This is a genomic window from Bacteroidota bacterium (assembly GCA_016722565.1).
In the GTDB taxonomy this organism is placed as follows: Bacteria; Bacteroidota; Bacteroidia; order 2-12-FULL-35-15; family 2-12-FULL-35-15; genus 2-12-FULL-35-15.
On sequence record JADKIU010000001.1, the window covers coordinates 1 to 14,530 of the forward strand.

Below are 14,530 nucleotides of genomic sequence, written 5' to 3' on the forward strand. Positions count from 1 at the left end.
GTTTTGCCTTGTGTTTTGTTATACCCCATATCCCCGTAAAATAGACGATTCTTAGTGGTATTTGCCATTGAGTATGGCACTTATATTTTGAACGTGCAAGTTTATTCCCTTGATTTTTTCCCCTCAAAAAAAGAAAGTCGAATTCGCTACCACGTTCAAAAAAGTGTACCGTACTTCAAATAAAGCAAGCAAATAAACGGAGTATGAAATTGAAAAGAACGTGAAGATGGAAAGTGTTAATGGTAATAAAAAACACAAAAGGTTGAGCGTTGCTGAATTGAGAAAATGTAAAGGCTTTGAAAATATTTCTGATACGGAAGCAGAAGAAACAATAATTGCTTTGGAAAAATTATCAATCCTGTTTTATGAATTATACATGAAACAAAAACATAGCAAGCAAAAACTAACAATTATAAAAGGAGGTGATCTTGATGGAGAACAACGAAACGCTGCTTAAAAAATTTGCTAAAGGCAAAGGAGCAGCATTGAAAGATGAGTCTATTCAAAATTGCGTTATTTACACAAGGGTGAGTTCCAAAGAACAAATGGACACCAATCAAAGTTTGGAGTGGCAAAAAAAGTACTGCCTCGAGTACGCCATTAAAAACAAGTTGGACATTAAAGGTTATTTTGGAGGAACTTATGAAAGTGCGAAAAGCGATGAACGGAAAGAGTTTACTCGAATGCTCAAATTTGTAAAAGCGAGTAAAGAAAAAATCTCTTTCATTTTAGTTTATAGTTTGGATCGATTCAGTAGGACTGGAGATAGCGCAATTTTTATAGCGAGCGAATTAAAAAAGACCGGAGTAAGTATCATGGCTGTTACACAACCAATTGATACAAACTCCCATGCCGGAGCATTGCAACAAAACATCCAATTCATCTTTGGTAAATACGATAACGATTTGCGAAGACAGAAAACGATTGATGGTATGCGAGAGAAATTATTAAGAGGCGAGTGGATTGGTAATGCACCAACAGGATATGCTTTTGTAAAAGGTGCGCCCACCCAAACTATTATTTTTAGTGATAAAGGAGAAGCTATTAAGCAAGCTTTTATTTGGCGAGCTAATGGAATGACCTACGATCAAATTATTGAAAAATTAAAATGCTTGGGTATTAATATGCCTAAGCAGACCCTTGGCGGCATATTTTCGAACCCTTTTTATTGTGGGTTCATGTCGCACAATTTATTGAATGGCGAAGTGATTAAAGGAAAGCACCCTCCTTTAATTGATGAAGATTTATTTCTAAGGGCAAACGAACTCAAGAAGACCGATGGCTTTAAAGTCAATAAAGCCAATGATAACCTGCCATTGAAGGTATTTGTAAAAGATGCAGAAACTGGAGCCCCTTTCACCGGATATATCGTGAAGAAGAAGGGGCTTTATTATTATAAGGTAAATAGGATCGGAATTAAGGTAAACCGAAGCATTAAAATCATGCACGGCAAGTTTGAAGAATTGCTTTCAAATTATACGGTAAATTCCGCCTACGTGGAGCCTTTAGAAAAACAACTGCGCTATACTTGGGAGAACCTAACAGAAACCAGCACGAGCGAGAAAAAAGCCCTTTCTTTGAAACTTAACGAGGTTGAGGAGGAGTTCTATAATTTGCGTAAAAGACACGCAATTGGGTCTGTAAGTTTGGACATTTATGAGGAATTTTCGACTGAAATGAAGAAGCGTAAAGAGGGCATTATGGAGTCCCTTGAAAAGTTGGAACAAAAATTATCGAACCCTAAAGAATTGATAAATTTTGCTTGCCGATTATCGGCAAACCTCGCACCTGTGTGGGCTTCGGGGGACTATTACCAAAAGCAAACTTTCCAAAATGTGGTATTTCCTTCCGGTTTGGTATATGATACGAAAATCGAGCATTATCGAACCCCTGAAGTAAATCGTGTGATTGCCCAAATCGCCCTATTATCAAAGGGTTTGGGGGAAATAAAAAAACCGGACTTCTCAAATTTTGAAGAGAAGTCCGGTCTAGTACCCGGGACCGGAGTCGAACCGGTACGGTTTCCCACAGGTGTTTGAGACCAGCGCGTCTACCAATTCCGCCACCCGGGCATTTTATTTTTCTTCATTTTGTGCTGTGAAGAAAACAGCTTTGTCCACCATCCCGATAGCTATCGGGACCGCCATCCGGCATTGATTTTTTGGGAAAGCGGGACGCAAAACTACCTAAATGTTTTTGATTAGCAAAAAAATATCGCTAAAACCGTTAAAATTCTTTGCCCAAACTGCATTTTTTGCTACATTTGCAACCCTTATAAAAAAGGCAATGAACTATAAAGTAAAAATATTCTCAGGATCTACTACCCGTACATTAGCGGAAAACATCGCTAAAACATACGGACAAGAATTGGGCAAAGTATCCCTGCTTCGCTTTAGCGATGGGGAAATGCAGACTTCTTATGAAGAAACGGTACGTGGAAGCGATGTATTCATCATCCAATCGACCATGCCTCCTGTTGACAATTTATTTGAACTTTTATTGATGATTGATGCGGCAAAGCGCGCTTCTGCCCACCAAATTATTGCCGTTTTACCTTATTTCGGATATGCCCGTCAGGATCGTAAAGACCAACCCCGTGTTGCTATTGGAGCTAAAATGGTGGCGAATCTTTTATCTGCTGCCGGTGCTACCCGTATCATTACCATGGACTTACATGCCGACCAGATTCAAGGATTTTTTGACTTCCCGGTTGACCACTTATACGCTTCTTCTATCTTTTTACCTTATATCCAAGGATTAAACTTGCCAAACTTAACTATGGCTGCACCGGATATGGGTGGATCTAAAAGAGCAAACGCTTATGCTAAGTTTTTGAAGTCGGATATCGTTATCTGCTACAAACAACGCGCAAAAGCAAATGTGATTGAAAGCATGACCGTTATTGGTGATGTAGAAGGAAAAGATATTGTTTTGGTAGATGATTTGATTGATACTGGCGGAACATTAACAAAAGCAGCGGATATGATGTTGGACAGAGGCGCAAACAGTGTTCGTGCTGTCTGTACACATGCTGTATTGTCCGGCAAAGCTTACGAAAATATTGAAAAGTCAAGAATAACAGAATTGGTGGTAACAGATACCATTCCATTAACGCAACAAAGCAGCAAAATTAAAGTAGTATCGGTTGCCGATTTATTCGCAAAAGTGTTACACAGCGTACACAGCTTCGAATCCATCAGCTCTAACTTTATTGTATCATAATATTAAACACATTGCGCCAAATATTTATAAACGTTGATTGGCTGGCGCAACAATCAACTAACAAATAAACCAAAACAAAATGAAATCAGTATCTATTAGCGGTTCGCCACGTGCGAACGTAGGGAAAACAGATGCAACTGCTTTGAGAAATGCAAAGCGAGTACCATGTGTATTGTACGGAGGTAAAGAACAAGTTCACTTTTCTGTGTTAGAAGCAGATTTTAAAGACTTGATTTATACACCACATGTAAATACAGTGGACTTAGACGTTGACGGAAAAAAATTCAAAGCAATTTTACAAGAAGCACAATTCCACACTGTAAAAGATCATCTTTTACATGTTGACTTTTTAGAAATCGTTGCCGGAAAACCTGTAACCATGAATATCCCAGTTAAAACTACCGGAACATCTCCAGGAGTTAGAAATGGTGGTAAGTTGAACAAAAAATTAAAAACATTAAGAGTAAAAGGATTAGTAGAAAAAATGCCGGATACAATTGATATCGCTATCGATACATTGGAAATCGGACAAGGTGTACGTGTAAGTGATCTTAAATTTGATGGCTTAACATTCTTAAACGCTCCAAACGTAACTGTTGTGAGTGTTCAAGTAACACGTGCGGTTGCTGCTGAAGAAGCGAAAACTGCAACGCCTGCTGCTGCAACACCTGCGGCTGCGGCTGCTGCGAAACCTGCTGCTAAGAAATAATTTTTTCTTAAAACAGAATAAAACCCCGAGGAATTACCTCGGGGTTTTTTATTTTCGTAATTTTGAAGTATGAGCAAATTTTTAATTGTTGGCTTAGGAAATATTGGTGACGAGTACGAAAATACCCGCCACAATATCGGATTCACTATTTTAGATACCATCGCGCAAGAAAACAATTTCAAATTCACAGTTGACAAACTCGCGTCCATTGCCACCTATAAGTTCAAAGGCAAAACATTGATTTTAATCAAACCGTCAACCTACATGAACTTAAGCGGAAAAGCCGTAAATTACTGGATGCAAGCTGAGAAAATACAAAAGGAAAACATCCTTGTCCTAACAGACGACCTCGCGCTCCCCTTCGGCTCCGTGCGTATGAAAGGAAAAGGAAGTGATGGCGGACACAATGGCTTAAAAAACATTCAGGAAACTCTCGCCAGCTCCGAATATCCTCGTTTACGATTTGGAGTAGGCAACGAATTTTCAAAAGGAAAACAAGTGGATTATGTTTTAGGAAAATGGACCGATGAAGAAAAAAAAGCGCTGGAGCCACGTGTTAAACTCGCTATTGAAATGATTCAAGGATTTGCAACCATTGGATTACAGCGCACCATGAGTGCATACAACAATAAATAATTCCAAAACTACTAAACATGAAATTCTCCGTATTCACGAATTCCTTCAGAGAAAAGAATAAAAACATGAGTAAAAAAACTACTCTCCTCTTGATAGCTATCATTTCATCCTTTTGTGCAAGTGCACAACTTTTGTACACCTTTGATAGTGTTAAAACAACATCCGGATTAATTGATCCAAGTCCTGTTCCGGTTGTTACCGGAATTACTTGTGGTAGCTTCTCTGCCTCAGGAACACCTCCCAACTCTTTGGCTGCAGCTCGTTTTGATTTTTCCGACTGGTCACTTGGTTCTGTTGGTGGTCTTGCAGATACATTGTTTTCCGGAATGACAGGATCAATAAATACTGCGGAATATTATGAAGTTACTTTAACTCCACAAGCAGGATATTCCATGACCGGTGACACCATTAAATTCAGTTTCGAACGTTCAGGAACCGGTGTTCGCTCCTACGCTGTTCGCTCCAGCTTAGATGGATACACTGCTAATTTAACTGCTGTATACGGACTTCCTACAACAAATGTAGATGTTCAAGCAGGCAATATCTTTTTCCTTAAAAAAGACATCACCACCATTCAAAACAGAAACATCATTGTACTCGGTGCTGCTTTCGTTAACTTGGTTACTCCTGTTACGTTCCGCTTTTATGCATGGAATGCGGAAGCACCAACCGGAACATTCAGTATCGACAATGTAAATTTTATCGGTAGCGCAACTCTTGCAACCGGAATCTCTGAAAAGAACAACTTCACCATCACGTGTATCCGAATCCTTCTTCTAACGGAGTGTTTACCCTCGACTTAAACAATGCTGCAGGTAAATCAACCATTCGAGTGTATGATATTGTCGGAAACGTTATTCACACTTCTGAAACAACATCCAACACCAAACAAACACTTGACTTGTCAACCGTTGCCAATGGAAGTTACTTTGTTTCAATCACAAACAACACTACTACAACAACCAAGAAAATTGTTGTAAATAAATAAGCAATCCGCATTTAATAGAACGTCCTCAACCGAATATTCGTGGGAGGACGTTTTTGTTTTTATCTTTGTTTAACCTTGGAAAAAACCGAACACATCAGTACGATTGTCAAATCACTACCGGACAACCCCGGTGTGTACCAGTATTATGATGCTGAAGGAAAAATAATCTATGTAGGGAAAGCAAAAAATTTAAAAAAAAGGGTTTCCTCCTATTTCAATAAAGATCAATCCGAAAACGGTAAAACGCAAATTCTTGTCAAAAAGATTGTCGACATAAAATTTATCATTGTTGATACAGAGTTAGATGCACTCCTGCTCGAAAATAACCTCATTAAAAAATATCAACCGCGTTATAATGTTTTATTAAAAGACGATAAAACTTACCCGTGGATTTGTATTAAAAATGAACGCTTCCCTCGTGTATTTACCACACGCAATATTGTAAAAGATGGCTCTGTCTACTTTGGTCCGTATGCATCTGTAAAAGTTATGCATACCGTTTTGGATTTAATTAAACAATTGTTCAAACTGAGAAACTGTAACCTCAACCTCACAGAAGAAAACATCCAAGCAAAAAAGTTTAAAGTCTGCTTGGAATACCACATCGGCAATTGCAAAGCACCTTGCATCGCCAATGAAACGGAAGAGGAATACAATCAAACAATCGCAAACATCAAAGAAATTATCAAAGGAAATATCAATTCCGCTTCCAAACATTTAAAAAGCATTTTGCAAACGCATGTTGAAAAACTGGAATTCGAAAAAGCACACATCATCAAAGAAAAAATTGATGCTCTTGAAAAATTTCAAAGCAAATCAACTGTTGTTAGTCCAACCATCACCAATGTAGATGTGTTTTCCATTACTTCTGATGAAAAAAACGCCTACGTTAATTTTCTAAAAGTGGTGAATGGCTCCATCATTCAAGGCCATACCATTGAATTAAAAAAGAAGCTGGACGAAAGCGATCAGGAGCTATTGGCCCTTTCCATTGTTGAGCTGCGCGAACGTTTTCACAGCGATGCCAAAGAAGTAATTGTTCCATTTGAAATTGAAACTGAATTTCCCGGAATCGAATTTACTGTTCCGCAACGTGGTGATAAAAAACATTTGTTAGAGCTGTCCGAACGAAATGTGAATTATTACAAACGTGAAAAAATAAAACAAGAAAGTTTAATCGACCCGGAACGCCATACCAAACGCATTTTGGAACAAATGAAAAAAGATTTGCGTTTGACGGAAGAGCCTCGCCACATTGAATGTTTTGACAATTCGAACTTTCAAGGTGCGTATCCGGTTGCGGCCATGACTGTTTTTAAAGACTGCAAACCAAGTAAAAAAGATTATCGTCACTTCAATATTAAAACCGTTGAAGGCCCTGATGATTTTGCATCGATGGAAGAAATTATTTACAGACGCTATAAACGTGTACAAGAAGAAAACCAATCGATGCCACAACTGATTGTAATTGATGGCGGGAAAGGACAGTTAAGCTCAGCATTAGAAAGTCTGGATAAATTAGGATTAAGAGGGAAAGTAGCCATTATCGGGATTGCTAAAAAATTAGAAGAAATTTATTTCCCAGGAGATTCTATTCCATTGTACCTCGACAAACGAAGTGAATCCTTAAAGATTATTCAGCAGATTCGCGATGAAGCACATCGTTTTGGAATTACGCATCACCGAAGCAAACGTGATAAAGGAACACTCAAAACAGAACTTACTGAAATCAAAGGAATCAGCGACACCACGGCACAAAAATTATTGTCGCATTTCAAGTCCGTTAAAAAAGTAAAAGAAGCAACAGAGGTTGAATTAGCTGAGATTGCCGGAAAAGCAAAAGCCAAACTGATTATTGATTTTTATAAATCGCAACCCTAAAGTTATCGTATTGCAGTTTTTTGTTTGCTGGATTCCACAAGTAAACAGATAAAATATCGTTGGCATTGTAAAATGCAGGTAAGTTAAAATAAAATTCTCCTTTTTGAATTCCTGAACTCCCTTTATAAAAATCAGCAAGCAAACAGCTTTGGTAGTGTTTTGTTTTGCCTCTGTTTGCGGTTGTCACCACCACTTTTATGCCTGTAAGATCTTGACTCATAAAATCAAATCCCACTTTTAGTGAAAGATTATTTTTGCTATTCAATTCATTTACACCAACCTGATAGGAAACACCAAATTCAATTAAGGTATCCAATTTTGAAACGGATGAACGGAATTTTTCTGAATACATCACTTGATCAAAGCCGGTAAAATGTTTGTTTTCATTTTTTTCAAAGTCGGTGAATTCATTCGCAACTACCTGCTTTTTTTCTAATTGCAACAGCTCTTCTATTGATTTTCGTTTAAATCCTGTGCTTCGCTTATACACCGTTATTTTCCCATTTCCCGCAACCGGTTCAATTACCGATGCCACAATTGGATAATACCTCAACACATCCGAAAACAAAAATTGGTCTTGGATAACAACATAATCCCATTTCGACCAAAACAAGGTAATTGCTGCATTGTCGCGGTTTGTTTGATACACCGTATACCCTTTTCGATTCATCATGTACAAAGGAATGTTGGTAGAATAGGCATCTATCACCAGCATTTTTGAATCAGCCGGTATTCCAATTTGGTCTAAAAAGGTTGCTGCTCCTTCAAAATTTTTCCGTGTAATCTCTACCCGATCGTCATTCCCTGCTGTATATCGTTCCCGCTGATTTTTTCGTGAATCTCCAAACATAAACATCATACAGATCACGCTAAAGAAAAAGAAGAACAACTTTCGAGTTTCCGTTTCGATGGAAATATTTTTTATGGAAAGTAAAAAGAGCAGTACGACCGGGACAAAAAGGGAATCTAAAAAATAATAATCGTGATCGAAGTACTGAGCTGCCATTAATAAAAAATAAAGCACCGCACCTCCTCCAACAAAAAATAAATTAAACCACATGGCTTTATTTTCAATACTTCTCGTCCTTCGGAAGGATAAGAATGTTAAAGCAACCGCTAATACTAACAAGACCAGATGCCAAAAGGTATAATATTGTAGCAACCAATGATCATAGATGTATTGAATAATGACAATGAATTCAGAAAAACTCTTTGCTGGTAAAAATTTATCTAGAAACATATTGCCATAGACGATTCCGATGTGCACATTGTATCTGAAATACATGCCAAACAGAATAAATGCCAACAAAAAAGCAATCACTTCTTGCTTGACAATTTTCTTCTGTTTTATTGCCACATAGGATTGTTGCATCACCAGTCCGATTAGAAAAATCAAAAAGGGCAAACGAATGAGGGCTGCGAGGAGAAAAAACAAAATACTCCAGTAAAAATGTGTTTTGTTCCCTTCCGTTTTATAAGCGTGAAAAAAATAATAGGCAATAAACACAAATGCGATTGCAGGAACGCAAGGAATGAATCCTGCTTGATAATACGTATAGAGAGGAGAAAAGAAAACAAAAGCAACAACCACCCATGATTTCAATTCAGATTGAGTCATCTTTTTAGCCAGCAGATACAAGAATGTTAATCCGGTAATACTGATACAAATCGTATACAACCTAAATACAATTGGAGAGGTTGTCCCGAACAGCTTCATTAACAGCGCAACAATAAATTCGTTCAATGGAAAATCCATTCGGGTAACGCCATCCAACGTTTGAAGATTAAACGTTGCCGGATGGAAGATATCAAATCCATTTTGCAAAAACTGCAAGGCAATTGCATAGCGTTCGCTTTGTGTCCAAGCATGGATAAACGAAGGAGGAAGAAAAATGGTTGTGCGATACAACAATGCACTCACAGCAAATAAAAACAATACAAGTAAGAGTATCGACTTTTTATTGGCGCGATTCATTCTGAAAAATTAAGATAGTTTATCGGTCAGCAACTTCATTTCAATTGCCGGAGAGATTTTTTCGTATACAATATTGTAAACCGCATCGGTGATGGGCATATTTACTTTGTACTTCTTATTGATTTCGTAAATACACTTTACTCCGTAATATCCTTCCGCCACCATGTTCATCTCCAATTGTGCGTAACGCACGGAGTAGCCTTTACCAATCATGTTTCCAAACATTCGGTTTCGACTGAATTGTGAATACGCTGTAACCAGCAAATCGCCTAAATAGGCTGAACTTTTAATATCACGATCGATGGGATGCACCACATCTACGAATGCTTTAATTTCCTGAATGGCATTTGAAATCAAAACCGCTTGAAAATTATCACCATACCCTAAACCGTGACAAATTCCACTAGCGATAGCAAATACATTTTTTAATACGGCCGAATATTCTGTCCCGAAAATATCATCCGAAACCGTTGTTTTGATGTAACGGCAGTTTAATTGCGATGCTACATAGCTTGCCATTTCCGTATTTTGAGAAGCAATGGTTAAATACGATAATTTTTCCATGGCCACTTCTTCAGCATGACATGGTCCGGTAATCACACCAATGTTTTCTAGAGGAATATTAAATTGCGTATTAAAAAATTCACCGACAATTAAATTATGTTCGGGCACAATTCCTTTGATGGCAGAAAAAACTTTTTTGTTTTTAAAATCTGCTTCAGTAAGTTCTTTTAAGGCATCTTTTAAAAAGGCAGAAGGAACCGCCATAATCAAAATGTCTGCTTTTGAAATCACACTTTTTAAATCAGGACTCAAAACCAATTTAGACGTTTCAAACTCAACCGATGTTAAATAATTCGGGTTGTGTTTGTATTTATTGATGTGGTCAACAACGGTTTGATTACGCACCCACCAATGCACTTCTTTTGCATTGTTGCACAGCATTTTAACAATGGCTGTTGCCCAACTTCCACCACCAATTACGGCTATTTTATGTGTTTCACTCATGAGTAGTCATTAAATAATGTCCTAATTTATGTTTTTTATGGGAATTAGCGTAAAAAATAATGTGCAGTGCTTCCTAGCAAAACCAACCAAATGAATCCAACTAGCAAATAGCTTTTGTTTTCTTTTATCCAAATAATACTTATGATGATCAGCAGTATTGTGAAAACAGAATAGGAAATTATTCCGCCCACCACTACTGCATTGTTCTTGTATACAAATTCGACTTCGTGCTGACCAGGCGGGAAATAAACCGACATGGTCAAATAATTTGATAAAAGTATTTCTGTTTCTTTTCCATCAATATATGCTTTCCAGCCTACATATTTATTCTGCAACAACGTCAATAATTGTGGTGATTGAGCAATTCCTCCCACCACAATTTGGTCAGGTTGAAAAGAAGCCACCCATGCATCCGACATCTCCAAGACGGAAGGCTTCATCGCTGATGCAATCTTTTTCAAATCCTCATCCTTCAGTACAACCGTTGCCGGAGAAATTTTTATCTTTTTTTGCTTCAAATCTATTTCCGAATAAGCTTCGGAAGAAAAATACACCAACGGATTGTGCAACATTGAATCGTAAAGCGGACGCAGCGAATCCAACATCATTACTTGATTCTTAAAACAAAATGAATTAAACACATCTGCTGAAACACGTTTGTGGAAACCACTTGTATTGCGATAGAGTCCGTGTTTTTGTCCAATCTCTTCGGTGTTTTCAGAAATAGTATTCATCGCAGGAATTGGAAATCCCTTTGGTAAGGTAGCTACGTAATCGTGAAGCTCCTTTGGTGATGTTTGTGAAAAACCTACATACGCAAGGTTCAATTGAGTTGCTGCCACCATATCCACAACAACAAAAAGTGCAATTACAGTTAATCGATATTTCTCAGATACTTTAATAATCGTTAATAAAAGCGCTACCAATACTACCAACTGGATTGTTCCTTGCAAAACAATGTTCTGATAAAAATTTGCCGCCCGGATAAAATCAAAAATTGTTTCGTAATCTGCGAAAAAGAAGAAGGATGCACTGTTGTTTTTTATAACAGCAACAATTAACAGAATTAGGACTAAACCGATTAAAACAGAAATAGTTTTCACCAGCTTGTCTTTGCTGATGACAAACGAAGAAAGAGTAAATGCTAGTTGCTTTCCGCCCAACAAGAGTAGTATTAAAATGCTAAACAAACTGAAGTAACTCGGGAAACGAAACAAGTTCATAAACGGAAAAACACTGTACAGCAATTTATGAACGGGAGTATACGAACCAAAAGAAGCAAGCAAACAGAAAAAAGCAAAACCTAATAATACTTTTTCAATTCCGGTTTTACTTCTAATCAATGCTAAAATAATAAATGGGAGAATACTTATTCCAATATAAACATTGCTCATCGAAGGGTCCGTATTATAAAAATCGGTGCTGTTTACTGTGGAGAATGGAACCAACAATGAAAGCAAAGATTGTGGCGACAAGGGATTGACCGATGCACTTTTATAATCCATTCCACTCAAGCGATCGATGTAGGGCTTTACTTGGAAAAATACAACAAGCACAACGGTAGAAAGAGCGGTGGTTAAAAAGACAAAAAGCGCATTTAGTTTTAGTAATCGAAAAACAAGTTCTTTCTTTTTTGCTCGTAGCGCTACAATTATAAAATACGCTGTTATTGCTAAAAACAAATAAGCAAGAATAAAAGTGAACGTATGATTCCCTCCTGTTAAATTAAAAAACATAAATAAGGAGGCATACACCGCATATTTGAATTTACGTTCAACATGCATTTTGTAATAATTCAACAAAATAAAAGGCAACCAAGCTGCACCAATTACTGCGTAAAAATGCTGAACGTGAGCAACAAAAAATCCGCTCAGCATATAACTCACCCCAACAATAAATGCCACCTTTTTATTCTCATGAAAACACAAGGAAAAGAAATACATTCCAACACCTGCGACAAATGCATAAAAAACAAATAGTAGTTGCACCACATAATTGCTTTGTCCGATGGTCATACTCAAAAGCAATGATTCCAAATACCAGGTAGGACCTTGTAAATCGGCATGAATGGGATAACCCAATTGTTGATAAGGATTCCAAAAAGGGAATACGTGATTTTGAATGCTCTCAGAAATGGAATGTCGCCAGGGAATCCAGCAATTAATCATATCATGCGTCACCGAATATTTCAAAAATGAAATCTGCCAGTAACCCACAATTGCAATAATCAGCAATAAGGTGATGTAGATAAAATGATTCTCTTTTGCTTTTTGTTGTTCAAGCAACATGCAATGGATTTATAAAATGCCTATATCGATTCAAAAATCGGTCCTTCTCTTTTCACTACATTTTTTTCTGTCAACGAAGTGAATATTTTATTCAACTGATTTTTTGATATTCCTGTCGCTTCACTCACTGTTGCTACCGTTGCCTGATTTTGTTTTTTCACCTCATCCAACACTTTCTGTTCTTCTTCGGTTAAAACAACAACCGCTTTTTTCACCTCTTCCGGTCTCATTTGTGGGAAGAACAATACATCTTGAATGGATACATTGTTGGTCATAATCATTGCCAAACGATCGATTCCAATACCAATTCCAGAAGTTGGCGGCATACCATATTCCAAAGCACGTAAAAAGTCGTGGTCAATAAACATTGCTTCGTCATCACCGCGTTCCATCAATTTAATTTGTTCTTCAAAACGTTCACGTTGATCGATTGGATCGTTTAATTCTGAATACGCATTGGCCAATTCTTTTCCATTTACCATCAACTCAAAACGTTCAACCAATCCTGGTTTGCTGCGGTGCTTTTTGGTAAGCGGACTCATTTCTACTGGATAGTCGGTAATGAATGTAGGTTGAATATAATTTCCTTCGCACTTCGCTCCAAAAATTTCATCAATCAATTTTCCTTTTCCGATGTTGTCTGCCACTTCAATGTGTAGAGTTTTGCAGGTATCACGCAATTGATTTTCATCCATGCCGCTGATATCAATTCCGGTAAATTCTTTGATGGAATCAAACATGGTAATGCGTTTGAATGGTCGTTTGAAATCAATCATTTTATCGCCAACCGGCACAACGGTTGTTCCATTCACATTGATGGCAATTTTTTCGAGCAACTCTTCCGTTACATCCATCATCCAGTTGTAATCTTTGTAGGCCACATACAATTCCATTACAGTAAATTCAGGATTGTGTGTGCGGTCCATTCCTTCGTTGCGGAAGTTGCGGGAGAATTCATAAACACCATCAAAACCACCAACGATTAATCGTTTTAAATACAACTCATTTGCAATACGCAAATACATTGGAATGTTTAATGTGTTGTGATGTGTCGTAAACGGACGAGCAGATGCACCACCTGGAATAGCTTGTAAAACGGGGGTATCTACTTCTAAATATCCTTTCTCATTATAAAAGTCACGAATGGTATTGACCATTTTTGTGCGTTTGATAAATGTTTCTTTCACCGAAGGATTTACAATCAAATCCACATACCGTTGACGGTAACGGAATTCCGGATCGGTTACTTCATCAAATACATTTCCTTCATCATCGCGTTTTACAGATGGCAAAGGACGCAATGATTTACTCAACATTTTAAACGATGTTGCATGAATGGAAATTTCTCCCACTTTGGTCACAAATACATGCCCGGTGATGGCAACAATATCTCCTAAATCGGTATGTTTTTTAAATAATAAATCAAAGGTGGATCGATCCGCTTCGGTTCCGATATCATCTCTGCGGATATATACTTGAATACGTCCGGTAGCATCCTGTAAACTCACGAAACATGCTTTTCCCATATCGCGGTTGCTCATCACACGACCAGCAATGCAAACGTTGGCATATTGATCCGCCTTTTCAGGTGTAAAATTTTCTAAAATATCTTTTGCTGTGGCATTTACTTCTACCAAAGCAGCAGGATAGGCATCAATGCCCATTTTGGTAATCTCTTCTAATTTCGCTCTGCGCAATAATTCTTGTTCACTCAATTCAGTACTCATGATTGCTTTTCTTAATTTTTTAATAATTGCAAATATACACGCAATAGCGCTTTTATAGTCATGTTATTTGCCCTTTTTTAGGCTTATATTTCAAAA

12 protein-coding genes, 1 tRNA gene and 1 pseudogene are annotated in these 14,530 nt (G+C 37.6%); 9 read left to right on the forward strand and 5 right to left on the reverse strand.

Features of this window, described 5'->3' with window-relative positions; translation table 11 throughout:
* Positions 1-226 precede the first annotated feature (226 nt).
* From IPP64_00005 to IPP64_00015, 3 genes and pseudogenes are all read left to right on the forward strand, one after another.
* Complete coding sequence (locus tag IPP64_00005; GenBank protein ID MBL0327817.1) at positions 227-457, forward strand: hypothetical protein; 231 nt, start codon at positions 227-229, stop codon at positions 455-457.
* Positions 432-959 (forward strand): annotated as a pseudogene (locus IPP64_00010) (recombinase family protein). The gene IPP64_00005 and the pseudogene IPP64_00010 overlap by 26 nt, the downstream one beginning before the upstream one ends.
* Positions 933-2,039 (forward strand): recombinase family protein, encoded by a 1,107-nt coding sequence (locus IPP64_00015; GenBank protein ID MBL0327818.1) that lies wholly within the window; start codon positions 933-935, stop codon positions 2,037-2,039. Before IPP64_00010 ends, IPP64_00015 begins: the two are co-directional and overlap by 27 nt.
* Here IPP64_00015 and IPP64_00020 read toward each other — a convergent pair.
* A tRNA-Leu gene (locus IPP64_00020) sits at positions 1,993-2,072 on the reverse strand. The genes IPP64_00015 and IPP64_00020 overlap by 47 nt on opposite strands.
* Positions 2,073-2,286: 214 nt before the next feature.
* On the opposite strand from IPP64_00020, the gene IPP64_00025 reads away from it, so the two are divergent.
* The 6 genes from IPP64_00025 to uvrC all read left to right on the forward strand — a co-directional run bounded on the left by IPP64_00025 (position 2,287) and on the right by uvrC (position 7,436).
* On the forward strand, positions 2,287-3,222 hold the full coding sequence (locus tag IPP64_00025) for a ribose-phosphate pyrophosphokinase (protein MBL0327819.1): 936 nt from the start codon (positions 2,287-2,289) through the stop codon (positions 3,220-3,222).
* Positions 3,223-3,301: 79 nt separating this feature from the next.
* Positions 3,302-3,931, forward strand: a complete 630-nt coding sequence (locus tag IPP64_00030; protein MBL0327820.1) for a 50S ribosomal protein L25/general stress protein Ctc — start codon at positions 3,302-3,304, stop codon at positions 3,929-3,931.
* A gap of 69 nt (positions 3,932-4,000) precedes the next feature.
* Positions 4,001-4,567 (forward strand): aminoacyl-tRNA hydrolase, encoded by a 567-nt coding sequence (locus IPP64_00035; GenBank protein MBL0327821.1) that lies wholly within the window; start codon positions 4,001-4,003, stop codon positions 4,565-4,567.
* A 17-nt stretch (positions 4,568-4,584) separates the two neighbouring features.
* A complete protein-coding gene (locus IPP64_00040) occupies positions 4,585-5,370 on the forward strand; it encodes a hypothetical protein (protein ID MBL0327822.1) in 786 nt (261 codons plus the stop codon).
* A complete protein-coding gene (locus IPP64_00045) occupies positions 5,352-5,555 on the forward strand; it encodes a T9SS type A sorting domain-containing protein (GenBank protein MBL0327823.1) in 204 nt (67 codons plus the stop codon). The genes IPP64_00040 and IPP64_00045 overlap by 19 nt, the downstream gene beginning before the upstream one ends.
* Positions 5,556-5,648: 93 nt before the next feature.
* Positions 5,649-7,436 (forward strand): excinuclease ABC subunit UvrC, encoded by a 1,788-nt coding sequence (uvrC, locus tag IPP64_00050; GenBank protein MBL0327824.1) that lies wholly within the window; start codon positions 5,649-5,651, stop codon positions 7,434-7,436.
* On the opposite strand, the gene IPP64_00055 is transcribed toward uvrC, so the two are convergent.
* From IPP64_00055 to lysS, 4 genes are read right to left on the reverse strand one after another with little or no spacing between them, the layout of a single operon-like run.
* Positions 7,408-9,411 carry a glycosyltransferase family 39 protein gene (locus tag IPP64_00055; protein ID MBL0327825.1) on the reverse strand — a complete coding sequence of 668 codons (2,004 nt, stop codon included), beginning with the start codon at positions 9,409-9,411 and terminating at the stop codon, positions 7,408-7,410. The two genes, uvrC and IPP64_00055, sit on opposite strands and share 29 nt — an antisense overlap.
* Before the next feature lie 9 nt (positions 9,412-9,420).
* The gene (locus IPP64_00060; GenBank protein MBL0327826.1) at positions 9,421-10,419 is read right to left on the reverse strand and encodes an NAD(P)H-dependent glycerol-3-phosphate dehydrogenase; all 999 of its coding nucleotides are present in this window, start codon (positions 10,417-10,419) and stop codon (positions 9,421-9,423) included.
* Between the two features lie 44 nt (positions 10,420-10,463).
* Positions 10,464-12,707 carry a hypothetical protein gene (locus tag IPP64_00065; protein MBL0327827.1) on the reverse strand — a complete coding sequence of 748 codons (2,244 nt, stop codon included), beginning with the start codon at positions 12,705-12,707 and terminating at the stop codon, positions 10,464-10,466.
* A gap of 20 nt (positions 12,708-12,727) precedes the next feature.
* The gene (gene lysS / locus IPP64_00070; protein MBL0327828.1) at positions 12,728-14,434 is read right to left on the reverse strand and encodes a lysine--tRNA ligase; all 1,707 of its coding nucleotides are present in this window, start codon (positions 14,432-14,434) and stop codon (positions 12,728-12,730) included.
* Positions 14,435-14,530 lie beyond the last annotated feature (96 nt).